The following is a 25860-nucleotide window of genomic DNA, read 5'->3' as shown; positions in this document are numbered from 1 at the left end:
TGTTGTTCGCGAAGGATGGTGCGTACTCGTCGTGGCAGGCGGTCAATGCGGGTGGGGCGACGAAGGTGGCGTTGGGCGGTAACTGGATCGGCTGGTTGCAGGGCGGCAACTTCTACGCCAAGGACGGGGTGTACGGGGAGTGGTTGACGCTGGCCGGGGGTGGTCAGGTGCGGGACATCGCGGTCAGTGGCAACCGGTTCGCGTTCGTGAACTCGGCGGGGGTGTTGTTCGCGAAGGATGGTGCGTACTCGTCGTGGCAGGCGGTCAATGCGGGTGGGGCGACGAAGGTGGCGTTGGGCGGTAACTGGATCGGCTGGTCGCAGGGCGGCAACTTCTACGCCAAGGACGGGATCCACGCCGAGTGGCTGACCATGGCCGGGGGCGGACAGGTCACCGACATCGCGGTCGGCAGCAACGGCTGGTTCGCGTTCGTCGGCAGCGGGAACTTCTTCGCCAAGCAGGGCCCGTACGCCGGGTGGCTGACCATGGGCAGCGGCGGGCAGGTCAGCGCCATCGCGCTCACCACCTGACGAGCTGGCCACCGTCAACGGGGCGGTGGGAGCACGGACGCGCTCCCACCGCTCTCCGGGGCAGCCGGTCGGGTTTGCCGGTAGCCGGAAGCGGAGACATTAGGCCGGCATGGCGGACAGGTGGTACTCCGAGGCGGTCGTCTACTGCCTCGACATCGACACGTACGCGGACTCCGACGGCGACGGGGTCGGTGACATCCGGGGACTGATCGGCCGGCTGGACTACCTCGCCAGGCTGGGCGTGACCTGCCTCTGGCTGCACCCCATCCACCCGTCGCCCAACCGCGACGACGGCTACGACGCCACCGACTTCTACAACGTCGACCCGCGCTTCGGCACCCTCGGCGACTTCGCGGAGCTGCTGCACCAGGCGCAGAACCGCGGCATCCGGGTGATCATCGACCTGGTCGTGAACCACACGTCGAACGAGCACCCGTGGTTCCAGTCCGCCCGCTCCTCGCCCGACTCGCCGTACCGCGACTGGTACGTGTGGGCGGACCACGAGCCGAGCGACCGGCACCAGGGCATGGTCTTCCCCGGCGAGCAGCACGAGACGTGGACCTACGACCGGACCGCCAAGGCCTGGTACTACCACCGGTTCTACAAGTTCCAGCCGGACCTCAACTTCTCGAACCCCGAGGTCCGCGCGGAGATCAAGAAGATCGTGTCGTTCTGGCTCCAGCTCGGCGTCTCCGGCTTCCGGATGGACGCCGTGCCGTTCATCATCGAGCTGACCGAGCCGGGCAACCCGGACTCGCCGAAGGACTTCGAGTTCCTCACCGAGCTGCGCCAGCACGTGCAGTGGCGCCGGGGCGACGCCGTCCTGCTCGCCGAGGCCAACGTCGAGCCCGACCAGCTACCGACCTTCTTCGCCGACAGCGGCGGCTCGGGCAACCGGCTGCACATGCTCTTCGACTTCATGCTCAACGGGCGGCTGATGCTGGCCCTGGCCCGGCAGGACCCGGAGCCGATCATCGAGGCGCTGCGGGACACCCCGGCGCTGCCCGAGGGTGGGCAGTGGGCCACCTTCCTGCGCAACCACGACGAGATCGACCTCTCCCGGCTCACCGCCGAACAGCGCAACCAGGTGTACGCGGAGTTCGGCCCCGACGAGAACATGCGCATCTACGACCGGGGCATCCGTCGCCGGCTCGCCCCGATGCTCGGCAACGACCGCCGGCGCATCGAGCTGGCGTACGCGTTGCAGTTCTCGCTGCGCGGCACGCCGGTGCTGCGCTACGGCGAGGAGATCGGCATGGGGGAGGACCTGTCGCTGCCCGGCCGGGAGGCGATCCGTACCCCGATGCAGTGGTCGTACCAGCCGAACGCCGGCTTCTCCACGGCGGACCCGGAGAAGCTGATCCGTCCGGTGATCGACAAGGGCGAGTTCTCGTACGAGAAGGTCAACGTCACCGCCCAGCGCAGCGACCAGAAGTCGCTGCTCGCCTGGTTCGAGCGGATGATCCGTACGCTTCGCGAGGCCCCCGAGGTGGGCTCGGGCTCGACCACCCACATCGACGTGGCGATGCCGCCCGGCGTGCTGGCGCACCGGGCCGACGGGCGGACCGGCACGATGGTCTTCGTGCACAACCTCGGCACCACCGACGCCGAGGTGGACCTCAGCATGCTGGAGCCGGAGGCGGACCTTCCGGTCGACGTCCTCGCCGACCGCAACTACGGCGACGTCGGCAAGCTGGACCGGCTCAAGGTGGCCGGCTACGGCTACCGGTGGATCCGCCTCTGCCGGGGTCGCGGCCTCTAGGCGGGCGTAGAGCTGACAATTTTCCCATCTTCTTCCGGGCAAAGCGTTGTCCGGCCGGCCGTCACGCATCTGTAACACGAGGGACCCACTCGAACAGGTGCGGCTCGGCGCCGGTACCCAGAGGGAGAGCAAGATGGGAAAACCAAGATCATTATGGGCGTCGGCAACGCGGTCGACGTTGCCGACGTCCGCTCGCGTCGCGCTGGCATCGGCGGTGGCCGGGGTTCTCGTCCTGGCCGGAGTGGTCGTCACCAGCCCGCAGGCCAGCGCGGCGACGGTGCCGGCGTTCCCGGGCGCCGCCGGGCCGGCGATGTACGCGACCGGCGGCCGGGGCGGGGACGTCTACCACGTCACCAACCTCAGCGACAACGCCAGCAGCCCGCAGCCCGGGTCGCTGCGGTACGGGATCAACAACGCGCCCAGCAGTGGGCGGACGATCGTGTTCGACGTGGCGGGCACCATCAAGCTGTCCCCTCCGGGCCGGCAGGGCTGGCTGTCGATCAGTAAGAGCAACCTGACGATCGCCGGCCAGACCGCGCCCGGCCCCGGCGTCACGATCATGGGCCAGGCGACCAAGGTCACCGGCGAGAACATCATCATCCGGCACCTGAAGTTCCGTCCCGGCAAGGACCAGGCCAATCCCGGATCGGCGACCAACGACGGGATCTGGATCACCGGCGACGACGTCATCGTCGACCACGTCTCGGTCAGCTGGCACGACGACGAGGGCATCAGCGCCAGCGACGGCGCCGGCCAGGTCACGGTGCAGTACGCCATCGTGTCCGACGGGTTGAACTACAACGGCCACAGCTACGGCGGCCTCATCGGCAGCGACGTGACCGGCTCGAACATCGCCTACCACCACAACCTGTTCGCCCACCACAAGAGCCGCCTGCCCCGGCTGGGCAACGAGGTCGGGGCGGTGAACAACGTCGAGTGGAGCAACAACGTCGTCTTCGAGGGCAAGGGCTACAGCGGCGCCAACCAGCTCGCCAACGCCAACTTCGTCGGCAACACCTATCTGCGGCACAACTCCAGCAACCCCGAGGTCTACACCGGGGCGACCGGGACCAGCGCATACATCTCGGGTAACAAGGTCGACTACGACGGTGACTCGAACCTGACCAACGGCGCCGACGCCGGCTGGAACCGCTTCACCAGCATCCCGAGCCAGCGGACCAGCCGCTTCAACGTCCCCAACATGACCAACGAGTCGGCGGGCGCGGCACTGACCAGGGTGCTGGACGGCGCCGGCGCGTTCTGGTGGGCGCGCGACGCCGTCGACACCCGGGTGGTCCGCGAGACCCGCTCCACCAGCGGAGCGGTCCCCAACGAGCCGAACTCCACCGAGTGGAACACCCTGTGGAACGCCCCCCAGGTGAACCGCTCCAGCGGATGGGACACCGACCGGGACGGGATGCCCGACGCCTGGGAGACCGCCAGCGGGCTGAACCCGGCCAGCGGCGACCACAACGGTGACGCGGACGGCGACGGCCACCGCAACATCGAGGAATACCTCGACTACGCCGCCCAGGGAAGCAAGGGGCTGCCGACCCCGCCGACGACCGTACCTCCCACCACGCCGCCGGCCAGCCCGACCCCGGCCCCCACGACGCCGCCGGCCAGCCCGACGCCGGCTCCCACCACGCCGCCCGCCAGCCCGACGCCGGCCCCCACGACGCCGCCGGCCGGTGGTGCCTGCGGCGCGGTCTACCGGACCACCAACTCCTGGGACGGCGGATACCAGGGCGAGGTGACGGTGACGGCTGGCAGCTCGGCCATCGACGGCTGGACGGTCAGGTGGACGCTCGCCAGCGGCCAGACCATCAGCCAGGCATGGAGCGGTCGCCTCACCACCAACGGTACGGCCGTCACGGTCGCCAACGAGTCCTACAACGGCGCGCTGGCGGCCTCGGCCTCGACCACGTTCGGCTTCCTCGCGAACGGCACCCCGACGACACCGACGCTGACCTGCACGAGCCCGTGACGAACGATCCCGCCGCCGTGCCGCCCACCGGGCGCGCGCGGCGGCGGGATCACCGACCGGTCACTCCCGCCAGCCGGCCAGCTCGACCCCCTTGGCGAGCTCGACCCGGAAGCCCATGGCGATCTCGCCGCTCTCGCCCGGCCCGAGCCGCAGCCGCCAGGTCAGCTCGCCCAGCTCGGTGCGCTCGGCCGGCGGCGGGACGAGGGTGGACTCCCGCACGACCACTGCCTCGTCGCGCGACACCGGGAGCTGGTCGCGGACCTCCACGGTCGCCGCCTGGGGCGTGTGGTTGGCGACGCTGATCCGGTACTCCACCTCCCGTCGCCGGGTCGAGCCGAGGGTGGCCCGGGTGTCGGCGCGCCGGCCCAGCTTCCGCTCCACCCGCACCCGGTCGTCCACCCCGAGCGCCAGCTCGGTCTCCTCGCCGGGCGCCCACGTCTTCAGCCGGGTGGCCGCGACGAAGTCGGCGCCGTGGAAGACCGCCGCCGGGCCGGGGAGCAGCGTGTGCGCCGAGGTGTTGCGGACCGTCGCGCGCAGGTGCGCCTCGGCCGCGCGGACCGGCACGGTCACGTGGTCCAGCCGGGCCGGCAACTCCAGCACGGCGATGGTGGCCCGGTACGCGCTGCCGTCCGCCGGCACGGCTACCGGGCGGGCCGGCCGGTAGGTGGCGGCCGTGACCCCCTGCTCGACCGTCGCCACGCTCTCCCGCACCTTGGGGCGCGGTGGGGCGGACCGGGGCGCGGCACCCGCTGCGGCGGCCGGCGCCGCGCCCGGCGACGGGGGCGGCGGCAGCGCACCGAAGCTCGCCGGCGCCATGGCCGGCATCGGCGGTGCCGGCCGGACCCGGTCGAGATACCAGGGCGACAGCTCGGGCACGCCGGTCGCCGCCGCCGGTCGGGCGGTCGAGAGCTGGAGTACGCACTCCGGCCAGTCCTCGCCGGTCTCCTGGCTGACCAGGCCGAACCAGGTGACGGTCATGGTGTCGTCGACCAGCCGCAGGTCGTAGGAGGGCTGCCAGCGGGCCCCGTCGACCAGGTAGGTCAGCTCCAGGTCCAGCTCGGCGTCGTCCGCGTCGACCGCCACGGTCACCTCGGCGGCCAGCCGGTCCGGCTCCCGCTTGCCGTCCGTGGCCTTCAGCTGCCGCTCGACGGCAGCCAGCTCCTCGGTCAGGTCGGTACGCCGCCGGGCCAGCCCGCGACGGCGGCTCTGCGAGTCGGCGAGCTGGCCGGCCACCGAGTCGGCGAAGGTGGCCACGTCGGTCGGTGCCGCCTTACCGGAGGCCAGCGCGCGGGCGTACGTGCCGCCGGCCCGCTCGGCCAGCTGGCCGATGAACTGCCCCCGCTGCGTCTCGACCTCGTCCGCGTCGTCGACCTCGGCCAGCTCGTCGGCCAGCTCCCGTTTACGTCGCTCCAGCTCGCGGACCTGCCCGTCGGTGCTGCGTGCCTGCCGCCACGTCGTCACCTCCACGCCGAGCACGGTGACCGCGCCCCGGCCGCCGACCCGCAGCGAGTCCCGCCGCAGGCCCAGTGGCAACGGTGCGATCCGGACCCGGTGCTCACCGGCGGCCAGGCGGGTGCTGCCCCGGCGGGTGACCCGGGCCCGGTCCGGGTAGACGGTGACGCCGACGACGGGGGCTTCGATCTCCACTGCGCTCACGGCGGCGAGAGTAGTCGTTCCGTGCCAACGACGCCGGTTGCCGGCGGTCCGCACGGGGCCGGCCCGGCGTACGCCTGGGTTAAGCTCCTTCGATCGAGCGCAAGTTACCGGGAGGTAGGAATGTCGGAGGAGCGGCGGGTCGCCATCGTGACGGGGGCGGCGCGGGGGATCGGGGCGGCCACCGCCCGGCGGCTGGCGGCCGACGGCCTCGCGGTCGCGGTGGTCGACATCGAGAGGTCGGCGACCAAGGAGACGGTGGACGCCATCGCCGCGGCCGGTGGACGGGCACTCGGTGTCGGCGCCGACGTGTCCGACCGGGCCCAGGTCGAGGCGGCGGTGGCGCGGGTCGCCACGGAGTTGGGCGCGCCCACCGTGCTGGTCAACAACGCCGGGGTGCTCCGCGACAACCTGCTGTTCAAGATGACCGACACCGACTGGGACACGGTCATGGGGGTGCACCTGCGCGGTGCGTTCCTGTTCAGCCAGGCCGCCCAGAAGCACATGGTCGAGGCGAAGTGGGGCCGGATCGTCAACCTGTCCAGCACCTCGGCGCTGGGCAACCGGGGCCAGGCGAACTACTCGGCGGCCAAGGCCGGCCTCCAGGGCTTCACCAAGACCCTCGCCATCGAGCTGGGCCCGTTCGGGGTGACCGTCAATGCGGTCGCGCCAGGCTTCATCGTCACCGACATGACCGCCGCCACCGCGGCCCGGATGAAGGTCGACTTCGAGGCGCTCCAGAAGCACGCCGAGTCGGAGATCGCGGTACGCCGCGTTGGCCGCCCCGAGGACATCGCCCACACCATCTCGTTCCTGGCCAGCGAGGGTGCGTCGTTCGTCTCCGGCCAGGTGATCTACGTAGCCGGCGGCCCCAAGGACTGACCCGAGATGTAAGGAAGGGCCCCTTCCTAACGCATAGCGTTAGGAAGGGGCCCTTCCTTACATCTCGGGCGGTGCTCGCCGGGGTCAGGCCGGGTCGTCCCGGGTGCGCCAGAGCCAGAGCAGGCCGAGCACCGGCAGGACCAGCGGGATGTAGCCGTACCCGCTGCCGAACCGCGACCAGACCGTCTCGTCGGGAAAGAGCCCCGGGTCGACGAGGCTGAGGATCCCGACGCCGACGACCCCGGCCAGCTCCACCGCGCAGCACGCCAGGGCGACGCGTCGGCCGGCGGCACCCGCCCGGGCCAGCCCCACCGCCGCGACGATGTAGATGGCGGCGGCGAGCGCCGAGAGCAGGTACGCCACCGGCGCCTCGTCGAACTTCGTGGCGATCTGGAGGCCGGCGCGGCTCGTCGCGGCGATCGCGAAGAGCAGGTAGACCGCGATCAGCAGCCGTCCCGGGCCGGCGTTGGTCCGGTTCCGTTCCGGGGCACTCACGTCAGCCACCCAGCACCTCCCAGGTCTGCTGGAGCCGGACGACGACCACGGGCGTGACCAGGCAGACCGCGCAGACGATCGCCGAGCCCCAGCGCGTCGGCTCCATCCGGGCCAGCACCCAGGCCAGTGGCGGCAGGCAGACCAGCGTCGCCAGGTAACCGAAGAAGGCCCCCGGCTCACCCGGACGCTCCCCGCCGCCGAGGGCGAGCAGCGCCATCAGCCCCAGCACGAGCAGCGCCAGCTCCAGCACGGCCAGGCCGGCGAACTGCGCCCGGTCCGGGGCGCGGTGCCGCAGCGTCGCCACCAGCGCCCACCCGGCGACGAGCAGCGACAACACGATCGAGGCGGTCGCGAGGAGCCCGTCCACCGGCGAACCGGCCGAGGCTGCGCTGGTCATCGGGGCCACCCGGGGCGCGGTTCGGTCACCGGCACAGCCTACTAACCCGTGTAGTACACCCCGTCACCCGCCGCCCCGGGCCGTCGGTGCCATGGGTACGCCGCGGGAGCGAGCGACTAACGTGATCGTGGCCATGGATGCCGTGGCGTGCGACGACGGTGGGAGGTCTCGTGGTGCGGTTCGGGTTGTTCGGCACCGGTCACTGGGCGGCGAAGACGCACGGCGCGGCGCTGCACGCGCACCCGGGGACCACGCTGGCCGGCGTGTGGGGCCGCGACCCGGGCAAGGCCGCCGCCCTGGCCGAGCGCTACGGGGTGCCGGCGTTCGACGACGTCGACGCGTTGATCGACGCCTGCGACGCGGTCGCCGTGGCGCTCCCGCCGGACGTCCAGGCCGGCATCGCGCTCCGCGCCGCCACCGCCGGCCGGCACCTGCTGCTGGACAAGCCGCTCGCGTTGAGCGTCGCCGACGCCGACCGCGTGGTCGACGCCGCGCAGGCCGCGGGTGTCGCCTCGGTGGTCTTCTTCACCGGTCGTTACCAGCCGGACATCGCCGGCTTCCTCGCCTCGACGGCCGCCGTCGGGGGGTGGCACACCGCCCGGGCGGTCCGGTTCGCGTCGATCTTCCAGCCCGGCGGCCCGTACGGGGCCTCGGCCTGGCGCCGGGAGCACGGCGCGCTGTGGGACATCGGCCCGCACGCGCTGTCGATCATCCTGCCGGTGCTCGGCCGGGTCACCCGGGTCGCCGCCACGGACGGGCCGCGCGGGCTCGTGCACCTGCTGCTCACCCACGACGGCGGCGCGACCAGCACGATCTCGCTGACCCTGGACGCCCCGCCCGAGGCGGCGAGCCGGGAGTTCGTCTTCTACGGCGAGAACGGCGTCGAGGCCGTGCCGGCCGGCGAGGGCGACTCGGTCACCGCGTTCGGGGTGGCGATCGACCAGTTGCTGGAGGAGATCGCGTCGGGCACCCGGGACCACCGCTGCGACGTGCGCTTCGGTCGCGAGGTCGTCGCCGTGCTCGCCGCCGCCGAGGCCGCCCGCGCCGAGGGGCGCATCGTCGACGTGCCGCGCTGAGGGGCGCACCGCCGGCGTGCCGCGCTCAGGCGGAAATGCGGTCGCCGGCCGGGGCAGGCGGGGCTAGGGTCGCCGCATGTCCGCGCACGCTCTGATCGAGGAGGTCGGTACGCCGGCCGCCCTCGGGCCGCTGCTGGTGGCCCGCCCGCGAGTCCGGCGTCCGGCCCTGGCCGGCGCGACCCGCGACTGATTCCACCGTTCCGCGTCCCGCGCCACGCACAGGGCCGTCCGAGTCCCCGGACCACTCGGACAGGCCCCCGATTCCGGCTGCCTGTCCACTCCGTCGCCGCACGGCGACAGACAGGACGACGACCCGTGGCGCCCCGCCGTACCCGAGCAACCGAACGCGACCGGTCCCGTCGCGTACTCTCCCAGAACTTCCTCGCCGACCCGGCCGCGATCGCCCGGCTGGTGCACGCCGCCCGCCCCCGGCCCGACCGGCTCCTGCTGGAGGTGGGCGCCGGCCGGGGCCAGCTCACCCGGCCGCTGGCCGCCCGCTGCCGGCACCTGACGGCGTACGAGGTCGACCCGGTCGCCGGTGCCGAGCTGGCCAGGGTCTGCGCGGCCCTGCCGAACGCGACGCACCGGCAGGCCGACTTCCTGACTGTCGCGCCGCCGGTCGAGGAGTTCGACGTGGTCGGCAACATTCCCTGGTCGCTGACGTCGGCCGTGGTGCGCTGGTGCCTGGCCGCGCCCGGCCTGCGCGCGGCCACCCTGCTCACCCAGTTGGAGTACGCCCGCCGGCGCAGCGGCGACTACGGCCGGTGGACCCGGCTGACCGTGCTGACCTGGCCGGAGTTCGGCTGGCGGCTGGCCGGGCGGGTGCCCCGCACCGCGTTCCGCCCGGTGCCGGGGGTGGACGCCGGCATCCTGCGGGTCGAGCGGCGGCCGGAACCGCTGCTGGCCGGGCCGGCGCTGCCGGCGTACCGCCGGATGGTGGAGACCGGCTTCGCCGGGGTCGGCGGCTCGCTCGCGGCGTCGCTGGCCCGGCACCATTCCCGGGCGCGGCTGTCGGCGGCGCTGCGGGCGACCCGGCTCGACCCGGCCACCCCGGTCGGGCACGTCTGGCCCGAGCAGTGGCTGGTGCTGTTCCGGCTGCTGCACGCCCGCTAGGTCTACTCGCTCAGGCCAGCGGGTTGAGGGCGTCGCTCAGCTCGGCGGGGGAGGCGAACTCCTCCGCCGGCAGGGCCCGCAGCGCCTGGAGCGTCTCCGTGTCGGCCCCGTTCTCCTGGCCCCAGCGGACCAGATCCTCCCTGGAGACCGGGTAGTCCAGCCCGGCCAGGTACTCCTGCAACTGCACACCGGTGACGGTCATGCCGGCGGGCTACCCGCTCAGCCCGCCGGCACACCGCCCGGGGCCGCCCGCCGCCGATCGACGGCGGACGGTTTGCCCGGCGGCGCGCCGGGTAGCCGCCCGCCATGCTGGTTCAGCGGCTCGGCTCGCCGAGCGACTTCGACCCGTTGGTGGAGCGCGTCCGGGATGCCCGGATAGTGATGATCGGCGAGGCGACGCACGGCAACCACGAGTACTACCGGCTGCGTGAACAGCTCACCCGCCGGCTGATCGCCGAGTGCGGGTTCTCCTTCGTCGCCGTGGAGGGGGACTGGCCCGACTGCGACCGGGTGCACCGCTCGGTGGTGGCCGCGCCGGGCGGGGCCGTCGAGCCGCGGATCGCGCTGGAACGCTTCGAGCGCTGGCCGACCTGGATGTGGGCGAACGCCGAGGTGGCCCGGTTCTGTAGCTGGCTGCGGGCGTGGAACATCGAGCGGGCCGAGGGCGCCCGGACCGGCTTCCACGGCCTCGACGTCTACAGCCTGTGGGAGTCCATGCAGGCGATCTTCGACTACCTCGGCGAGGAGGACCCGGCGTCGCTGGAGGCGGCGCAGGACGCGTACCGCTGCTTCGAGCCGTACGGCAAGCGGGTCGAGGAGTACGGCATGGCCAGCCGGTTCGTCTCCGCCCGGTGCGAGGAGGAGGTCGTGCGGCTGCTGGCGCGTACCCGCGAACAGGCGGTCGCGGGCGGCGCGGACAGCTTCTCGGCCTGGCAGAACGCCGAGGTGGTGGCCGGCGCGGAACGCTACTACCGGTCGATGGTGGGCGGCGGCCCGGAATCGTGGAACATCCGCGACACGCACATGGCGGACACCCTGGACCGGCTGCTGGCGCACTACGGCCCCACCTCGCGGGGCATCGTCTGGGCACACAACACGCACGTCGGCGACGCGCGGGCGACCGACATGGCCGCCGACGGGTTGATCAACATTGGCCAGCTGGCCCGCGAACGGCACGGCGCCGACGACGTGGTCCTGATCGGCTTCGGCGGCTACCGGGGCACGGTGACCGCCGCCCCCCGCTGGGGCTCGCCGGCCGAGGCGATGGTGGTGCCGCCGGCCCGTCCCGGCTCGGTCGAGCACCGCCTGCACGAGCTGATGCCGGAGCGGGCCGTGCTGGTCTTCGGCGGGGACGACCAGCCCGGCTGGGTCACCGGGACCGTCGACCACCGGGCGATCGGGGTGGTCTACGACCCGTCCTTCGAGTCGTGGGGCAACTACGTGCCGACCCGGCTGGGGGAGCGCTACGACGCCTTCGTCTGGTGCGACGAGACGAGCGCCCTGCACCCGCTGCCGGCCCTGACCACCCCGGGCGAGATGGAGACCTATCCGGCCGGCGTCTGACCAGCTGGTCGTGGTGCCCGTTCCGGCCGCTCTCGCCGGCCGTCCCGGGCACCACGACCACTGATCGGTCAGGCGTGGCTGGGCGCCTTCTCGTCGAGGTGGGCGCGCAGGCCCTCACCCTCGATGTCGACGTTGGGCAGCGCCTTGTCCAGCCAGCGCGGCAGCCACCAGGCCCGCTTGCCGAGCAGCGACATCACCGCCGGCACGATGGTCATCCGGACCACGAAGGCGTCGATCGCGACGCCGACGGCGAGCGCGAAGCCCATCGACTTGATGACCGGGTCGTCGAGGAAGACGAAGCCGCCGAACACCGAGATCATGATCAGCGCGGCGGCGGTCACCACCCGGGCGCCGTGCCCCATCCCGTTGACGGTCGCCTGCTGCGCGGTGTCGCCGTGCACGAAGTCCTCCCGCATCCGGGAGACCAGGAAGACCTCGTAGTCCATCGCCAGGCCGAACAGGATGCCGATCAGCAGGATCGGCAGGAAACTGACGAGCGGGCCGGGAGTCTCCAGGCCGACCAGGTCGGCGAGTTTGCCCTGCTGGAACACCGCCACGGTGATGCCGAAGGTGGCGGCGACGGTGAGCAGGAAGCCCAGCGCGGCCTTCACCGGCACCAGCACCGAACGGAAGACCAGCATCAGCAGCAGCACCGAGAGCCCGACCACCAGCAGCAGGTAGACCGGCAGGGCGTCGGAGAGCTTCTCGGAGACGTCGATGCCGATCGCGGTCACCCCGGTCAGCAGCACGTCGACGTCGCGGAACTCGCCCACGGCCGAGCGGACGTCGTGAACCAGGGTCTCCGTGGCCTCCTCGGTCGGGCCGGTCTTCGGCACCACCCCGAGCAGCGCGGTGCGGCCGTCGCGGCTGAACTGCGGCGGGGCCACCGCGAGGACGTTGTCGGTGCGCTGGATCAGCGCGGTGACCTGGGGGACGGCGGCCTCGGTGGCCTGCGCGTCGTCCCCTGCCACCACCACCGCCAGCCGGCCGGTGAAGCCCGGCCCGAAGCCCTCGACGATGAGGTCGTTCGACTCCCGGGCCGGCGAGCCGACCGGCGCGGTGCCGGCGTCGGGCAGCGACAGCCGCATGTCCGGCGTGGGCAGCGCGAGCAGCCCCAGGCCGATCAGCCCGACCAGGATGACCGGCACCCGGAACCGGGTGACGGCGCGCGCCCAGCGGAACCCGAAGGCGGACCGGTCCTCGGCCGGCGGCGTGACCTGCTCGGCGCTGCGGTCCCCGGCGTTCCCGGTCTCGGCATCCTCGGTCCCGACCGGCAGCGCCGTGCGCAGCTTGCGGGGCAGCACCCGGCGTCCGGCGAAGCCGAGCAGGGCGGGCTGGAGCGTGATCGCGACCAGCACCGCGACGGAGACCGTACCGGCGGCGGCCAGACCCATCACGGTCAGGAACGGGATGTTCACCACGGCCAGACCGGCCAGCGCGATGACCACGGTGGCCCCGGCGAAGACGACGGCCGATCCGGCGGTGCCCACGGCGCGTCCCACCGCCTCGTCCGGCGGCAGTCCCTCAAGAAGGTTCTGCCGGTAGCGGGAGGTGATGAAGAGCGAGTAGTCGATGCCGACCGCGAGGCCGAGCATCAGGGCGAGGATCGGCGCGGTGCTCGTCAGGTCGACCACGCTGCTGAGCGTGAAGAGGCCGGCCATGCCGACGCCCACGCCGATCAGCGCGTTGAGCATGGTCATCCCGGCCGCGACCAGCGAGCCGAAGGTGATCACCAGGACGATGGCGGCGATCGCGACACCGATCGCCTCGGTCGAGCCGACCTCCGGCACGGCGTTGAGCACCTCGCCGCCGGGCGAGACCTGCCAGCCCTGGGCCTCGGCCCGCGCGCCCACCTTCTCGTACGCGTCGCGCTGGGCGTCGGTCACCTCGTCGGCGCCGGTGGCGAACTGGACCTGGACCAGCGCGTACCGGCCGTCGGGGGAGACCGCTCCCACCTGGAACGGATCGACGGCGCCGAGCACGCCGGGCAGCGTGGCGGCCTCCTGGGTGAGTTCCCGCACCACGGCCTGCCCCGGCGGGCTGCCGAGGGCGCCGTCGGCCGGTGCCTTGACCGCGATCGTGCCGGTCGCGCCGCTGGCCTCCGGGAACTGCTCGGCGAGCAGGTCCAGGGCCCGCTGCGACTCCGTGCCGGGCATGGTGAAGTTGTCGGCTATCGGGCCGCGCAGGGTCGCGGCGCCGAGGCCGAGACCGACGAGTACGACGAGCCAGATCGCCGCGACGAGTCGCCGCCGGCGCATCGAGCCCCGGCCGAGTCGGTAGAGCAGGGTGGCCATGAGTTCCTTGTCCTCGGTCGTGGATGATTCAGTCGACGGGCTCCAGTGCCCGTCGTACGAGTGCGAGCAGGGCGGAACGGAGTTCCTCGTCCGGTACGTCGGCAAACTCCCCACACGTCTCGGAGATGCCGGCGAGCAGCACCAGCGCCGCGATCCGGGCGGAGGAGCGTTCGGATCCCCCGGCGAACGCCTCGATCAGCCGCTCGGAGATCCGGTGGATGTGGGCGAACGACGGTTGCTGGAGCAACTCCGGGAACTCGCCCCGGAGCAGGGCGATCTCGCGCCGGAACCGGACCGCGAGGTCGACGAAGCCTTCGGCGGCGACCTGCTGGGCGGCCGCACCGCGGTGCGCGGCGAGCCGCTCGTCGAGCGCCTGGAGAACGGCGATCGCCGGGGCCATCAACTCGGTGAGGATGGCCTCCTTGTTGGCGAAGTGGTAGAGCACCGTGGCCTTGGAACAGCCCACCTCGCCGGCGATGTCCTGCAACGAGGTGCCCCGGTAGCCGGTCAGCGCGAACCGTCGCCCCGCCGCCGCGAGGATCTCGTCGTGCGTCTCGGGTGACACTCGCGCCATTGCCGGACCACCTCCCGCACCAGCATGCCTGACCGATCGGTCAGACCCTGACCGATCGGTCAGATCAGTGGCGTTCCCCACAGGCGGCCGGGGCTACGGGGCGGCTTTCCGGGACCGGTCGTACGCGGCCCGGGCGTCCGCGATCGTCCTGTGGTGCCGTTCCGCCCAGTCGGTCAGGGCGACCAGCGACTCGTAGAGCTCCAGCGCGATCGGCGTGGCCGCGTACTCCACCCGCGGCGGGACGGTCGGGTGGACGGTCCGGCGCAGCAGCCCGTCGCGTTCCAGGTTGCGCAGGGTCAGCGTGAGCATCCGCCGGCTGATCCCCTCGACGCGGCGTTCCAGCTCGCTGAAGCGCACCGGCCCCTGGCAGGCGGCCACCAGGATGCCGATGCTCCACTTGCCGCCCACCCGGTCGAGCACCTCACGAACCGTGCACCCGTCCCCCTGCCCCACGCCCGCCCCTCCTCCCGCTCCCGCCCGTGCTCCCTGGCGCGATCTTGCACTTCCGGCCCGGGCAAAGCAGGCAAACAGCGCATCTCGGGGGCCCAAAGTGCAAGATCGACGGGGCTGGGGGCGGCGCCAGTCCGCCGGTACGGGATTGGAGCTTAGGGGTGGGGGTTCGGGGGGCGAGAATCGGCGGCATGACCGACGATCTCGCCGCCCGGGCGGCGGCGCTGCGCGCGCTGCACCGGCCCGGTGACCCCGCGATCCTGCCCAACGCCTGGGACGCCGGCTCCGCCCGCCAGGTCGCCGGGGCCGGCTTCCCGGCCGTCGCCACCAGCAGCAGCGCCGTCGCCGAGTCGCTCGGCCACACCGACGGCGAGACCACCCCGCCCGGGCAGGTGTTCGCCGCCCTGGCCCGCATCGCCCGCGCGGTCGCCGTCCCGGTCACCGCCGATCTGGAGCGGGGGTACGGGCTGCGCCCCGCCGAGCTGGTCGAGCGGCTGCTCGACGCCGGGGCGGTCGGGCTCAACCTGGAGGACTCCGACCCGCGTACCGGCCGGCTGTTCGACGTCGAGGCACAGGCCGACCTGCTGGCCGAGGTCCGGGCTGCGGCCGACGCGGCCGGCGTACCGGTGGTGCTCAACGCCCGGATCGACCTCTTCCTCTCACCCGGCGCCGAGCACGCGGCCCGGCTCCCCGAGGCGGTACGCCGGGCCACCAGCTACCTCGCGGCCGGCGCGGACTGCGTCTACCCGATCCTGCTCGCCGACCCGGAGCTGCTGTCGAAGCTGGTGGCGGACGTGCCCGGGGCGGTGAACGCGCTCGCCCGCCCCGGCGCGCCGACGCTGCCGGAACTGGCCGCGCTGGGGGTGGCCCGGGTCAGCTACGGCGGTGGCCTGTACGCCGCCACCGGCGCCCACACACGCCGGCTGCTAGACGCCGTCAAAGCCGGTGGTGACCCGTTCGTCGTGGATCGCCCCGCCGCGTCCGGTTGACCGGCGGCCCCGGTGCCGCGAAGGTGATCGGATGAGTGGCGCTGACGAGACCCGGCACGGGGTGTCGCTGACCAACCTCGACCAGTCGCTGTTCGACGGGGCCGACGCGACGAAACGGGACCTGGTCGACTACCTGGACGCCGTCGGAGAGCGGATCCTGCCGCCACTGCGCGGCCGGCCGCTGTCCGTGGTCCGGGTCCGGCCCGGCCAGCCCCCGTTCATGCAGAAGAACCTGCCGAAGTACACCCCCGACTGGGTGCGCCGTACGCCGGTGTGGGCCGAGGCGTCCCACCGCGAGATCTCGTACGCGCTCTGCGACGACCGGCGCACCCTGCTCTGGTTCGCCAACCAGCGCGCCGTCGAGTACCACCCCACCCTGGCCACCGTCGACGACCTGCACCGCCCCACCCACCTGGTGCTCGACCTCGACCCGCCGGAGGGCGACTCCTTCGGCCTGGCGGTCGCCGCCGCCCTGCTGGTCCGCCAGGCCCTCGCCGACGCGGGGCTGGCGGGCGCGGTGAAGACCAGCGGGGCCAAGGGCGTGCACGTCTTCGTGCCGGTGGCGGCGGGCGCCACGGCGGAGGACATGGCCGCCGCGACCCGGGCGCTGGCGGTCCGCGCCGAACGCCTGGACCCGGCGCTGGCCACCACCGCCTTCATCCGCCAGGACCGGGGCGGCCGGGTGTTCGTCGACTCGACCCGCGCGGGCGGGGCCACCGTGGTCGCCGCCTACAGCCCCCGGCTGCGGCCGGGCGTGCCGGTGTCCTTCCCCGTCGACTGGGCCGACCTGCCCGACGTCGCCCCGGCGGACTTCACCATCCGTACCGCTCCGGCGCTGGTCGCCGACCGCGACCCGTGGGCCGAGCGGTTGCCGGAGCCGCAGCCGCTCCCCGCGGACCTGGTCGCCCAGGGGCACACCATCCCGGTCGCCCGGGTGCAGGCCATGCACGAGGGCAAGCGGCGGGCCCGGGCCCGCCGGCAGACGGAGGCGTCGGGCTCCGCCGACGCCGGCTGACCCACCCACGACACGGCCGGGTGCCGGGCGTCGCGGGGACGCCCGGCACCCGGCCGGTCGATCAGGTAACCCGGGCCCCCCGTGCGCCCGGACGACCGTCCGCCGCAGGGCCGTCAGTCGACGGCGACGCCGTGCAGCAGGCCGTCCTGGTCGCCGACCAGGAGCAGGTCGCCGACGACGACCGGCGGGCTGTAGCAGTACGCCCTGGTCGTCAGCTGGAGCCGGGTCCGGACCGCCCCGGTGGTGAGGTCGAGCCCGACCAGCAGACCGGTGGTGGTCGGGGTCCACGCCACGTTGCCGTGGATCGCCGCGCCGGTGTTGACCGGGCGCGCGCCGAGGCCGGTGGTCCACCGGGCCTGGCCGGTGGCCGGGTCCACCCGGGAGGCGGTGCGACCACCGTCGTCGAACATCAGCACGTCGCCGTTGTCGAGCAGCAGCTTCGGGGCGTAGATGTAGGAGCCCGTCACGGACCAGCGGGGCTCGCCGGTGGCGGGGTCCAGCGCGAACGCGTTGGCCACCGTGGACACCAGGACCAGGCCGTTGGGCAGCACCTCCAGGGTGTCGCCCCAGGGGCCGTAGATGAGGCGGCTGTAGGCGGTGGTGCGGCTGGTGGTGGAGAACGACCACAGCACCGCGCCGGTCCGCGCGTCGTGGGCGTAGACGTTGCCGTCCCCGGCGCCGGCGTAGACCCGGGTGCCGTCGCTGGCCGCGCGGCCGGCGAACATGCCCTGCCCGGGCACGTTCCACACGGTGTCGCCCGTGCGGGCGTCGACGGCCTGCCGGGTCTCCCCGGCGGAGATCACCAGCACGGTACGACCGTCGACCGTGGTCACCAGCGGGCTGCCGAGCACCGGGGCGCCGGCGTCGTGGGCGAACCGGCGCCGGCCGGTGGCCGCGTCGAGGGCGTAGAGGCGGTGGTCGTCGGAGGGGACGTAGACGGTCCGGCCGTCGGGAGCGAACGCCGGGCGGCCGTGCACCGGGCCGGTCCGGGCCTGCCAGCGCCGGGACAGCCCCCGGCGGGTGGGCCGGGCGCCGATGACGGTCCCGCCGGTGGTCGCGGCGACCAGCAGGTCGTCCCGGACGGCCAGGCCGGCCTGCACCGGCGCGCCGAGCTGCTCGCTCCAGCGCAGCCGCCGGGCGGTGTCGGGCAGTGCGAAGGTGCGGGTCTGCTCGTACCAGGCGCCGTCGGCGTCGGTCACCCGCACGGTCATCCGGTGCTCGCCGGGCGGCAACGCGCTGACGTCCAGGCCGCCGGTGAAGCGCCGGCCCGCACCGTCGGCCGTCAGGTTCCGCCACTGGCCGGCGTCCTTGAGCCCGTACGTGTGCTGCGGGAAGAGCTGGGCCTGGACGTTGGCGGCCTCGGCGCGCGGCGCGAGCCGCACCGACACGGCCAGCGCGGTGCCGGCCGGGGTGAGCGAGACCGCCTGCGGGCGCTGCTCGGCGGCGATCTTGGGGCCGTCGATCGGGATGTCCAGCACCGGGCGGGTCTCGGCGCTGCCGTCCGCGGCCCGCTGCACGGCCGTCACCTTCAGCAGTTGCCCCTCGGGCCCGGCCACCCGCTGCACCCAGTAGTAGACCGCCGAGCCGCGGGTGTCGTCGACCGCCAGCTGGGTCACCCCGTTGAAGCGTTGCACCTGCTCGGCGTGCACGTGCCCGGCGAACATCACCCGTACGTCGTAGCGGTCGAGCAGCGCCAGCAGCCGCTCCTGGTCGGAGACGTAGTAGTTGTCGCCGCCGAACGGGAAGTGGCACAGCAGCACGATCGGCACCCCGGGCGCGACCCGGTTCAGGTCCCGGGTCAGCCACTCGATGCCGGAGTCGCCGAATCCGCCCGGCTCCTGCAGCAGGTGGCTCGGGTCCAGCGCGACGAAGTGCAGGCCGTCGTAGTCGAACGAGTACCGGCTCGGCCCGAACAGCGAGCCGTACCGCTTGCCGGCCGTGCTGTCCCACCGCCAGTCGTGGTTGCCCGGCACGTGGCGGATCCGGGGCCGCAGCGACGCCGGGATGGTGCCGAGGTAGGTGTCGTACTCGTCCACCGAGCCGTGCTCGACGATGTCGCCGACGTGGCAGACGATCTCGGGGTTCCTGGCGGCGATCTGCTCGTACGTCCAGCGCACCCCCTCGGTGCGGTCCGGGAGGTCCACGTCGATCTGGGTGTCGCCCAGCAGGGCGAACCCCGGCGACCACGGTCCGTCCTTTGCGGGCGGGCCGGCCAGCGCGGGTGCGCCGCTGACCGTGGCGCCGGTGGCTGCCGCGGCGACGGCACCGACGCCCAGCCCGAGCAACCGGCGGCGGTCCATCGAGAGCGGTGCGTGGTCAGGGGCGGGCAGCGATGGCATGGCCTTTTCCTTCCGGCGGGTTCTCGCGAACGCCGGGGAGTTTGGCACGGCTCCACGCGCCTGAACAGCGGGTCTCCCGCAGATTCGTGATGGATCCGCAGGGAACCCTCAACCCGGTTGATCAGATGGTCGATAACTTGCACCCGCGCGGCCCAGCGGCCGGCTGATGTCCTCGGTGAGCCTCCGCGCCTCGACGATCGCCGCGGGCGGGCCGAGGGCCTCACGGTAGAGCGGGATCAGGAGCCTGCGAGCAGTCAGAGTGTCGGCGTGCTCCGTGCCGAACTCTGCCGTCCGCTCGGCGAGTTCCGCATTGGCGAGCCGAAGCGCGGTGGCCGGGTCACCCTCTTGCAGCACCCACCACCGCAGCTTCCACCGGGCCTGCACCGGAGCTTGGATGCCAGGGGCCCGGGATGCGGGTCAGGTACTCGATCGCCTGCTCGGCCTTGTCACCGGCCAGCGACTTCGGCCGGGTCGAGGGTTCGAACCTCCGACCCCGCCCCGTGCCGTTGATCATGAGGTTTGCGGTGAAGACGATCACCTTTACTGCCGCTAACTCCATGATCAACGGGGTCCTGGCGGTGGAGTGCCGCCGATCCAGGCAGCCGAGTGGTCTGGGCAGTCGGTGGAGGTGCTGCTGAGGATCTACGCCAAGTGCCTCAATGGCGGTGACGCCGCCATTGAGCAGCGCATCGAGAGAGCGCCAGGCCACGACTGACCCCGGGCCGAACTTTGGCACGCATGTGGCACAGACACCCGTTACGAGCCACTAACGGCCGGACGCGGCCGGACACATGACTAAGGCCCCCGACCGGTTTTAACCTGGTCAGAGGCCCTTTCGTGCTGGTCTGCTCTGGTGCCCCCGGCAGGATTCGAACCTGCGCCCCCGCCTCCGGAGGGCGGTGCTCTATCCCCTGAGCTACGGGGGCTCAGCGACTGGAGAAGACTAGCAAACGCCTCCCGGGAACGCCGAATCGGTATCCGGTGCCCACCTGCGTGTCGCGCCCACGCCGGCCTCTGAGGTGTAAGGAAGGGCACCTCCCTGACGGCTGTGCGTCAGGAAGGTGCCCTTCCCTACCTGCCCTCAGGCGGCGGCTGCGCGGCCGCAGCTGGGCAGCGGGTGCAGCACGATGCGGCGCGGCAGCCGGCGGGGCCACTCGTTGCGGGGCCAGGAGCCGTCGATGATCAGGTGCACGGTCCGCTGCTCCGCGCCGCTGAGCCGCAGCACGAAGTCGCGGGGCAGCGGCGGGTCGACCGACGGCGTGGTGATCATGAACCGCACTCGCCCGCGGGAGGAGACGGCGGAGATGACGTCCGCCGCCGGCATCGTGCCGCGCAGGCGTACCCGGCCGATCCAGTAGACCTCCGCGAGGTGCTCCTGGGCCGCCCGGGTGATGGCCGGGTACTCGCTGCGTACCCAGCGCTCCACCGCGCCGACGCACAGCCCGCAGGCCCGCTCCCGGGGCTCTCTCGGGCCCAGCCCCCAGGCCCGCAGGTACGCCCCGACCGCCCCGGCGTCCATCGGCACCTCGAAGCGGCGCTGGATGAGGGTGTGCAGGCTCTGCCGCGTCCACAACTCCCCGTCCAGGCCCAGCTCGTCGGGGTGGACGCCCCGCAGGACGTCGATCAGTTCGAGTTCCTGTTCGCGGCTGAGCGTTCCCGGTTCGCCCTGCCGCTGTCCGCGACGGGTGGCTGCCACCGCCCCGTCACCGCCGATGGTGTGGCGCCGGCACCAGCTGGTGACCGAACGCCGCGCGTCTCTCAGTGCAACCCCCACGTCCTGCGCAACGAGCCCGAATCGCAACTGGTCACGATATGTATGGAGAAAACACTCTTAGTGTTGCAATCGGGCAGATGATCTCACCGCTCGCATATCGGGGCGAATCAGGCGTACGCGGCAAGGGGTAGCCGCTGCGTGCGCCGCCCCTGTCGGCCGGAGAACGGCGAGAGGTCCGGGTCGGCCGGGGTGAACCGGCGCGACGCGGACCTCTCGACGGACGAGTGGTGCGGGGGCGGGGTCAGCCGCCCAGGCGCTGCAGCGCGTTCTGGAGGTTGACGAGGTCCTTGCGCTGGGTGTTCTTCATGGTCTGCGCGGTCTTGACCACGTCCGGCTCGTCGCTGACCTCGAGGATCCCGTCGATCATGTGGATGCCGCCCAGGTGGTGCTTGATCATCAGTTGCAGGAACAGGACGTCCAGCTCCCGGCCCTCGGCCGCGTGCAGCTTCGCCATCTCCTCGGGGGTGGCCATGCCCGGCATCAGCCCGTTCTTGACCAGGCCGGCGCCGTCGGACATCCACGACATCGACGGCTCGCTGCCCGCCGGGTCGAGCCCCCACATGCGCAGCCAGGTGTGCATGGTGCCGATCTCGCCCTGCTGGGCGGTGGCGATGTCGCCGCCGATGCTGCGAACCTCCGGGTCCGCGCCCTCGTCGAAGGCGACGAGGCCCATCTCCACCGCCTGCGCGTGGTGGGACAGCATGTCCCGGGCGAAGCCCGCCTCGGCCGAGGTGTCGCCCGGCCGGGTGAGCTGTGGCGTCAGCCAGCCGCCCGCGTACCCGAGGAGCAGCCCGACCACGACGGCGATGGCCAGCGCGGCCGTGCCCCAGCGACGCGCGGGTGCCCGCTCCTCCGGCGCCGGGCTGGCCGGCTCGCTGGTTTCGATCATGGTCGGGGTGCTCATCGCTCTCCTCAGCCCTGCGTCTGCGGCATCTGGGCGGCCTCGTCGCGCGGGGCGGTGCCGGTGGCGGTGATGCCCTGGCTGCACAGCGCGGTCGGGCCCTCGATCGAGGCGTTCACGCGCAGCGTCTTGATGAACTCGTCGATCCGGGCGTCGTCGGCGTTGTCGACCTTGAGCTGGTAGCCCCAGGCCTGGAGCGAGATCGGCTTGTCCAGCCCCTCGAACGGGCTGAGCATCAGCTTCTCCTTGCCCTGCACCTTCTCCTTCAGCTTCGCCACCTGGTCGGCGGCCAGGTCGGGGCGGTAGGTGACCCAGACCGTGCCGTGCTCCAGGCTGTGCACGGCGTGCTCGTTCGCGATCGGGGCGGTGTAGACGTCGCCCATGCAGTTCTGCCAGGCGGCGTTGTGCGGCCCGGCCACCGGGGGGAGCACCGAGTAGGTGATGGGGCCCGCCTGGTGGTTGCCGCCCGAGACCAGGTCCTTGTCCTTCTCCCGGAAGTTGACGATGCCCGAGATGTCGGCGGCCCGGTCCTCCCAGGGCTTGGCGCCCTGGAACGTCGCCCAGGCGCCGTAACCGATGATCGCCACGGCGAGCACGCCCACGGCGACGAAGAGCGCGATCGGGCCCATGGCGCGGCCCTGGCTCACCTTCACCGGGGTGACGGGCTTGCGGCCCTTGCCCCCGGCGCCGGGGCGGGGCCCCGTCGCCTTTCCGGCCCCGGCCTTCGCTCCGGACTTGGCGGCGCCGGACTTGGCTGCCCCGGACTTGGCGTCGGCGGCCTTCGCGTCGGCGGCCGGCCGGCCCGCGGCCGGCTTCTTGCCGGTGCTGACCACGTTCGGGCGCCGCTCAGGGCCGCCACCCGGTGTGCTGATGCTCATCGTGCCTCGTCAGGTCGGTCGGTCAGGGGATCCGGCGGGCCGGTTCACACACTGGGTCGCCGCCGCGAGGCCCGAGTCTACCCCCGATAACATGGATCGGTGACTCCCGCAGAACTCGCCGAGGTCGTCCTCTCCGCAGCCCACGCCGTCTTCACCGAGCGTGGCCTGGACCGCTCCGCCCTGCCGGAGCGCACGGCGGTGGAGCGACCCCGTAATCCCGAGCACGGCGACTACGCCTCGACGCTGGCGCTTCAGCTCAGCAAGAAGGTGGGCGTCCCGCCCCGCGAGCTGGCAGCCGCGCTCGCCGAGCAGCTCGGCCGGGCACCGGGGGTCAAGTCGGTGGAGATCGCCGGACCGGGCTTCCTCAACATCCGGCTCGACGCGGCCGCCGCCGGCCAGCTCGCCCGGACGATCGTCGAGGCCGGCGAGGCGTACGGCCGCGGCGAACGGCTCGCCGGCCAGCGGATGAACCTGGAGTTCGTCTCGGCGAACCCGACCGGCCCGGTGCACATCGGCGGCGTCCGCTGGGCGGCCGTCGGCGACGCGCTCAGCCGGCTCCTGCGTGCCACCGGTGCCGACGTCGGCACGGAATACTATTTCAACGACGCGGGTTCGCAGATCGACCGGTTCGCCCGTTCGCTGCTCGCCGCCGGCAGGGGCGAACCCACCCCCGAGGACGGCTACGCCGGGGCCTACCTCGGCGAGATCGTCGAGGCCGTCCGCAAGGTCCGCCCGGACGTGCTGGAGCTGGACGACGCCGCCGCCCAGGAGGTCTTCCGCGTCGAGGGCGTGGCGCTGATGTTCGCCGAGATCAAGTCCTCGCTCCAGAGCTTCGGGGTCGAGTTCGACACCTACTTCAACGAGAAGGACCTGCACGACCGGGGCGAGCTGGACCTGGCCCTCAACCGGCTGCGGGCGCAGGGCAACGTCTACGAGTCCGACGGCGCGACCTGGCTGCGCACCACCGACTTCGGCGACGACAAGGACCGGGTGCTGCGCAAGCGCAACGGCGAGTGGACCTACTTCGCCGCCGACTGCGCCTACTACCTCGACAAGCGGGAGCGCGGCTTCGACCGGGTCGTGATCATGCTCGGTGCCGACCACCACGGCTACATCGGCCGGATGAAGGCGCTGTCGGCGTGCTTCGGCGACGACCCGGAGCGCAACCTGGAGATCCTCATCGGCCAGATGGTCAACCTGGTCCGCGACGGCGCCCCGGTCCGGATGAGCAAGCGGGCCGGCACCGTGGTGACCCTGGAGGACCTGGTCGACGCGATCGGGGTGGACGCCGCCCGCTACGCGTTGGCCCGCTACTCCAGCGACTCCCCGATCGACATCGACGTCGAGTTGTGGACCCGGGCCACCCGCGACAACCCGGTCTACTACGTGCAGTACGTGGCCGCCCGGACGGCGAGCGTGGGCCGCAACGCCGCCGAGGTGGGGCTGACCCGGGGCGACGCCGACGCGTTCCGCCCGGAGCTGCTCGGCCACGAGAAGGAGAACGAGCTGCTCAAGGCGCTCGCCGAGTTCCCCGCCGTGGTGGCCGCGGCGGCCGAGCTGCGGGGGCCGCACCGGGTGGCGCGCTACCTGGAGGAGCTGGCCGGGGCCTACCACCGGTTCTACGACGAGTGCCGGATCCTGCCGCGCGGCGACGAGGAGGCCACCGACCTGCACCGGGCGCGGCTCTGGGTCAACGACGCCACCCGCACCGTGATCGCCAACGGCCTGCGCCTGCTCGGCGTCTCGGCCCCGGAGAGGATGTAATTCGCTCATGCGTGCTCATGAGGCCGGTGCCCTGCACGGCGACATCGGCAGCCGGGGGCCGTCCTGGCTGCGCAGCCCGGCCGACGTCAACGCCCTGGTGCCGCAGCTGTGGCCGCGGCACGTGGCGCGCGGCGCCGACGGCGCGCTGACCGTCGCGGGCCTCGGCGTCCGCGACCTGGCGGCCGAGTTCGGCACCCCCGTGTACGTCCTCGACGAGGACGACCTGCGGTCCCGGGCCCGTGACTTCCGCACCGCCTTCGACGGTGCCGACGTCTACTACGCCGGCAAGGCGTTCCTCTGCCGCGCGGTGGTCCGGATGATCGCCGAGGAGGGCCTGCACCTCGACGTGTGCACCGGGGGCGAGCTGGCCACCGCGCTGTCGGCCGGGATGCCGCCGGAGCGGATCGGCTTCCACGGCAACAACAAGTCGGTGGCCGAGCTGACCCGGGCGCTGGACGCCGGGGTCGGGCGGATCATCCTCGACTCGTTCGCCGAGATCGACCGGCTCACCTCGCTCGCCCGGGAGCGGGGCGTCCGCCCCCGGGTGATGATCCGGGTCACGGTCGGCGTCGAGGCGCACACCCACGAGTTCATCGCCACCGCGCACGAGGACCAGAAGTTCGGCTTCTCCCTCGCGGGCGGCGCGGCGGCCGAGGCGGCGTTCCGGGTGGTCGACGAGGGCGTGCTGGAGCTGCGCGGCCTGCACTCGCACATCGGCTCGCAGATCTTCGACGCCAGCGGCTTCGAGGTCTCCGCCCGCCGGGTGCTGGCGCTCCAGGCGCAGATCCGCGACGGCCGCGGGGTGGAGCTGCCCGAGCTGGACCTGGGCGGTGGGTTCGGCATCGCGTACACCACCCAGGACGACCCGGCCGCCCCGCAGGACCTGGCGAAGCGGCTGCGCCGGATCGTCGAGGCCGAGTGCGCGGCGGAGCGGCTGGCCGTGCCGCACCTGTCGATCGAGCCGGGCCGGGCGATCGTCGGGCCGGCGGTGTTCACGCTCTACGAGGTCGGCACGGTCAAGTCCGTGCCGGTGGGCACTGGTGGTGACGCAGCGGATGGGCGTCGTGCTTACGTGAGTGTGGACGGGGGGATGAGCGACAACATCCGTACCGCCCTCTACGACGCGTCCTACTCCGCGACGCTGGCCTCCCGGACGTCGGCCGCCGGGCCGATGCTCGCCCGCGTGGTGGGAAAGCACTGTGAGTCCGGGGACATCGTGGTGAAGGATGAATTCCTGCCCGCCGACGTGCAGCCCGGAGATCTTGTCGCGGTGCCCGGCACCGGCGCCTACTGCCGGAGCATGGCCAGCAACTACAACCACGTGCCCCGCCCCCCGGTGGTCGCGGTGCGGGGCGGCCAGGCGCGCCTGATCGTCCGGCGGGAGACCGAAGAGGATCTGCTGGCATTGGATGTGGGATGACGTC

The 25860-nt window shown here is 72.8% G+C and carries 24 protein-coding genes and 1 tRNA gene; 11 read left to right on the top strand and 14 right to left on the bottom strand.

Annotated features, from left to right (window positions below; translation table 11 throughout):
• The 3 genes from ABZ809_RS20690 to ABZ809_RS20680 form a co-directional block, all read left to right on the top strand.
• Positions 1-530, top strand: a 530-nt coding sequence (locus ABZ809_RS20690) for a hypothetical protein (RefSeq protein ID WP_357564176.1), incomplete at its 5' end; no start/stop codon positions are given.
• A gap of 109 nt (positions 531-639) precedes the next feature.
• Positions 640-2292, top strand: a complete 1653-nt coding sequence (locus ABZ809_RS20685) for an alpha-amylase family protein (RefSeq protein ID WP_357564175.1) — start codon at positions 640-642, stop codon at positions 2290-2292.
• Between the two features lie 178 nt (positions 2293-2470).
• A complete protein-coding gene (locus tag ABZ809_RS20680) occupies positions 2471-4279 on the top strand; it encodes a cellulose binding domain-containing protein (RefSeq protein ID WP_357564174.1) in 1809 nt (602 codons plus the stop codon).
• Positions 4280-4339: 60 nt separating this feature from the next.
• Here the strand turns inward: ABZ809_RS20680 and ABZ809_RS20675 are convergent, their stop codons facing one another.
• On the bottom strand, positions 4340-5935 hold the full coding sequence (locus tag ABZ809_RS20675; protein ID WP_357564173.1) for a mucoidy inhibitor MuiA family protein: 1596 nt from the start codon (positions 5933-5935) through the stop codon (positions 4340-4342).
• A gap of 120 nt (positions 5936-6055) precedes the next feature.
• Between ABZ809_RS20675 and fabG the strand changes: the two genes are divergently transcribed.
• Positions 6056-6814: a 3-oxoacyl-ACP reductase FabG gene (fabG, locus tag ABZ809_RS20670; RefSeq protein ID WP_357564172.1), complete on the top strand. Its 759-nt coding sequence runs from the start codon at positions 6056-6058 to the stop codon at positions 6812-6814.
• An 84-nt stretch (positions 6815-6898) separates the two neighbouring features.
• On the opposite strand, the gene ABZ809_RS20665 is transcribed toward fabG, so the two are convergent.
• Both ABZ809_RS20665 and ABZ809_RS20660 read right to left on the bottom strand, forming a co-directional pair.
• Positions 6899-7318 carry a hypothetical protein gene (locus ABZ809_RS20665; protein WP_357564171.1) on the bottom strand — a complete coding sequence of 140 codons (420 nt, stop codon included), beginning with the start codon at positions 7316-7318 and terminating at the stop codon, positions 6899-6901.
• On the bottom strand, positions 7311-7706 hold the full coding sequence (locus ABZ809_RS20660) for a hypothetical protein (protein ID WP_357564170.1): 396 nt from the start codon (positions 7704-7706) through the stop codon (positions 7311-7313). Before ABZ809_RS20660 ends, ABZ809_RS20665 begins: the two co-directional genes overlap by 8 nt.
• Positions 7707-7876: 170 nt before the next feature.
• Here ABZ809_RS20660 and ABZ809_RS20655 point away from each other — a divergent pair, with 170 nt between their 5' ends.
• Together ABZ809_RS20655 and erm are read left to right on the top strand one after the other, a co-directional pair.
• The gene (locus ABZ809_RS20655) at positions 7877-8782 is read left to right on the top strand and encodes a Gfo/Idh/MocA family oxidoreductase (RefSeq protein WP_357564169.1); all 906 of its coding nucleotides are present in this window, start codon (positions 7877-7879) and stop codon (positions 8780-8782) included.
• Positions 8783-9097: 315 nt separating this feature from the next.
• Entirely contained in the window at positions 9098-9895 is a 798-nt protein-coding gene (gene erm, locus ABZ809_RS20650; protein WP_357564168.1) for an ErmE/ErmH/ErmO/ErmR family 23S rRNA (adenine(2058)-N(6))-methyltransferase, read from the top strand.
• 10 nt (positions 9896-9905) lie between these two features.
• Here the strand turns inward: erm and ABZ809_RS20645 are convergent, their stop codons facing one another.
• Positions 9906-10097, bottom strand: coding sequence for a DUF2795 domain-containing protein (locus ABZ809_RS20645; RefSeq protein WP_357564167.1), 192 nt, complete (start codon positions 10095-10097; stop codon positions 9906-9908).
• Between the two features lie 104 nt (positions 10098-10201).
• Here ABZ809_RS20645 and ABZ809_RS20640 point away from each other — a divergent pair, with 104 nt between their 5' ends.
• Positions 10202-11458 carry an erythromycin esterase family protein gene (locus ABZ809_RS20640; protein ID WP_357564166.1) on the top strand — a complete coding sequence of 419 codons (1257 nt, stop codon included), beginning with the start codon at positions 10202-10204 and terminating at the stop codon, positions 11456-11458.
• 68 nt (positions 11459-11526) lie between these two features.
• On the opposite strand, the gene ABZ809_RS20635 is transcribed toward ABZ809_RS20640, so the two are convergent.
• The 3 genes from ABZ809_RS20635 to ABZ809_RS20625 all read right to left on the bottom strand — a co-directional run bounded on the left by ABZ809_RS20635 (position 11527) and on the right by ABZ809_RS20625 (position 14779).
• Entirely contained in the window at positions 11527-13752 is a 2226-nt protein-coding gene (locus tag ABZ809_RS20635) for an MMPL family transporter (protein ID WP_357564165.1), read from the bottom strand.
• Positions 13753-13780: 28 nt separating this feature from the next.
• On the bottom strand, positions 13781-14326 hold the full coding sequence (locus ABZ809_RS20630) for a helix-turn-helix domain-containing protein (RefSeq protein WP_357564164.1): 546 nt from the start codon (positions 14324-14326) through the stop codon (positions 13781-13783).
• A 93-nt stretch (positions 14327-14419) separates the two neighbouring features.
• On the bottom strand, positions 14420-14779 hold the full coding sequence (locus tag ABZ809_RS20625) for a helix-turn-helix domain-containing protein (protein ID WP_357564163.1): 360 nt from the start codon (positions 14777-14779) through the stop codon (positions 14420-14422).
• Between the two features lie 188 nt (positions 14780-14967).
• Between ABZ809_RS20625 and ABZ809_RS20620 the strand changes: the two genes are divergently transcribed.
• Together ABZ809_RS20620 and ABZ809_RS20615 are read left to right on the top strand one after the other, a co-directional pair.
• Positions 14968-15765 (top strand): isocitrate lyase/phosphoenolpyruvate mutase family protein, encoded by a 798-nt coding sequence (locus tag ABZ809_RS20620; protein ID WP_357564162.1) that lies wholly within the window; start codon positions 14968-14970, stop codon positions 15763-15765.
• A gap of 31 nt (positions 15766-15796) precedes the next feature.
• Positions 15797-16780: an ATP-dependent DNA ligase gene (locus ABZ809_RS20615; RefSeq protein WP_357564161.1), complete on the top strand. Its 984-nt coding sequence runs from the start codon at positions 15797-15799 to the stop codon at positions 16778-16780.
• Positions 16781-16893: 113 nt separating this feature from the next.
• On the opposite strand, the gene ABZ809_RS20610 is transcribed toward ABZ809_RS20615, so the two are convergent.
• From ABZ809_RS20610 to ABZ809_RS20580, 7 genes are all read right to left on the bottom strand, one after another.
• Complete coding sequence (locus ABZ809_RS20610; protein ID WP_357564160.1) at positions 16894-19119, bottom strand: PQQ-binding-like beta-propeller repeat protein; 2226 nt, start codon at positions 19117-19119, stop codon at positions 16894-16896.
• 108 nt (positions 19120-19227) lie between these two features.
• Complete coding sequence (locus tag ABZ809_RS20605; RefSeq protein WP_357564159.1) at positions 19228-19473, bottom strand: hypothetical protein; 246 nt, start codon at positions 19471-19473, stop codon at positions 19228-19230.
• Complete coding sequence (locus tag ABZ809_RS20600) at positions 19457-19828, bottom strand: hypothetical protein (protein ID WP_357564158.1); 372 nt, start codon at positions 19826-19828, stop codon at positions 19457-19459. Before ABZ809_RS20600 ends, ABZ809_RS20605 begins: the two co-directional genes overlap by 17 nt.
• Positions 19829-19970: 142 nt before the next feature.
• Positions 19971-20045 (bottom strand) — tRNA-Arg (locus tag ABZ809_RS20595).
• 155 nt (positions 20046-20200) lie between these two features.
• Positions 20201-20893, bottom strand: coding sequence for a winged helix-turn-helix domain-containing protein (locus ABZ809_RS20590; RefSeq protein ID WP_357564184.1), 693 nt, complete (start codon positions 20891-20893; stop codon positions 20201-20203).
• A gap of 241 nt (positions 20894-21134) precedes the next feature.
• Positions 21135-21797 carry a DUF305 domain-containing protein gene (locus ABZ809_RS20585; RefSeq protein WP_357564157.1) on the bottom strand — a complete coding sequence of 221 codons (663 nt, stop codon included), beginning with the start codon at positions 21795-21797 and terminating at the stop codon, positions 21135-21137.
• A gap of 8 nt (positions 21798-21805) precedes the next feature.
• Positions 21806-22672, bottom strand: coding sequence for a DUF3105 domain-containing protein (locus ABZ809_RS20580; protein WP_357564156.1), 867 nt, complete (start codon positions 22670-22672; stop codon positions 21806-21808).
• A 99-nt stretch (positions 22673-22771) separates the two neighbouring features.
• Between ABZ809_RS20580 and argS the strand changes: the two genes are divergently transcribed.
• Positions 22772-24436: an arginine--tRNA ligase gene (gene argS, locus ABZ809_RS20575; protein WP_357564155.1), complete on the top strand. Its 1665-nt coding sequence runs from the start codon at positions 22772-22774 to the stop codon at positions 24434-24436.
• A gap of 7 nt (positions 24437-24443) precedes the next feature.
• The gene (lysA, locus tag ABZ809_RS20570) at positions 24444-25856 is read left to right on the top strand and encodes a diaminopimelate decarboxylase (protein WP_357564154.1); all 1413 of its coding nucleotides are present in this window, start codon (positions 24444-24446) and stop codon (positions 25854-25856) included.
• Positions 25857-25860 lie beyond the last annotated feature (4 nt).

The sequence above is a fragment of the Micromonospora sp. NPDC047074 genome (genome assembly GCF_040643815.1).
Lineage (GTDB): Bacteria > Actinomycetota > Actinomycetes > Mycobacteriales > Micromonosporaceae > Micromonospora.
This window is presented reverse-complemented; position numbering and strand designations above follow the sequence as displayed.

Bases quoted from the DNA above. Each gene is read 5' to 3' on its own strand.
- ABZ809_RS20610 (WP_357564160.1), bottom strand. From the start codon at position 19,119: ATGCCATCGCTGCCCGCCCCTGACCACGCACCGCTCTCGATGGACCGC.
- ABZ809_RS20640 (WP_357564166.1), top strand. From the start codon at position 10,202: ATGCTGGTTCAGCGGCTCGGCTCGCCGAGCGACTTCGACCCGTTGGTG.
- ABZ809_RS20615 (WP_357564161.1), top strand. From the start codon at position 15,797: ATGAGTGGCGCTGACGAGACCCGGCACGGGGTGTCGCTGACCAACCTC.
- ABZ809_RS20630 (WP_357564164.1), bottom strand. From the start codon at position 14,326: ATGGCGCGAGTGTCACCCGAGACGCACGACGAGATCCTCGCGGCGGCG.
- ABZ809_RS20660 (WP_357564170.1), bottom strand. From the start codon at position 7,706: ATGACCAGCGCAGCCTCGGCCGGTTCGCCGGTGGACGGGCTCCTCGCG.
- ABZ809_RS20685 (WP_357564175.1), top strand. From the start codon at position 640: ATGGCGGACAGGTGGTACTCCGAGGCGGTCGTCTACTGCCTCGACATC.
- fabG (WP_357564172.1), top strand. From the start codon at position 6,056: ATGTCGGAGGAGCGGCGGGTCGCCATCGTGACGGGGGCGGCGCGGGGG.
- ABZ809_RS20635 (WP_357564165.1), bottom strand. From the start codon at position 13,752: ATGGCCACCCTGCTCTACCGACTCGGCCGGGGCTCGATGCGCCGGCGG.
- ABZ809_RS20585 (WP_357564157.1), bottom strand. From the start codon at position 21,797: ATGAGCACCCCGACCATGATCGAAACCAGCGAGCCGGCCAGCCCGGCG.
- lysA (WP_357564154.1), top strand. From the start codon at position 24,444: ATGCGTGCTCATGAGGCCGGTGCCCTGCACGGCGACATCGGCAGCCGG.
- ABZ809_RS20580 (WP_357564156.1), bottom strand. From the start codon at position 22,672: ATGAGCATCAGCACACCGGGTGGCGGCCCTGAGCGGCGCCCGAACGTG.
- ABZ809_RS20620 (WP_357564162.1), top strand. From the start codon at position 14,968: ATGACCGACGATCTCGCCGCCCGGGCGGCGGCGCTGCGCGCGCTGCAC.
- ABZ809_RS20645 (WP_357564167.1), bottom strand. From the start codon at position 10,097: ATGACCGTCACCGGTGTGCAGTTGCAGGAGTACCTGGCCGGGCTGGAC.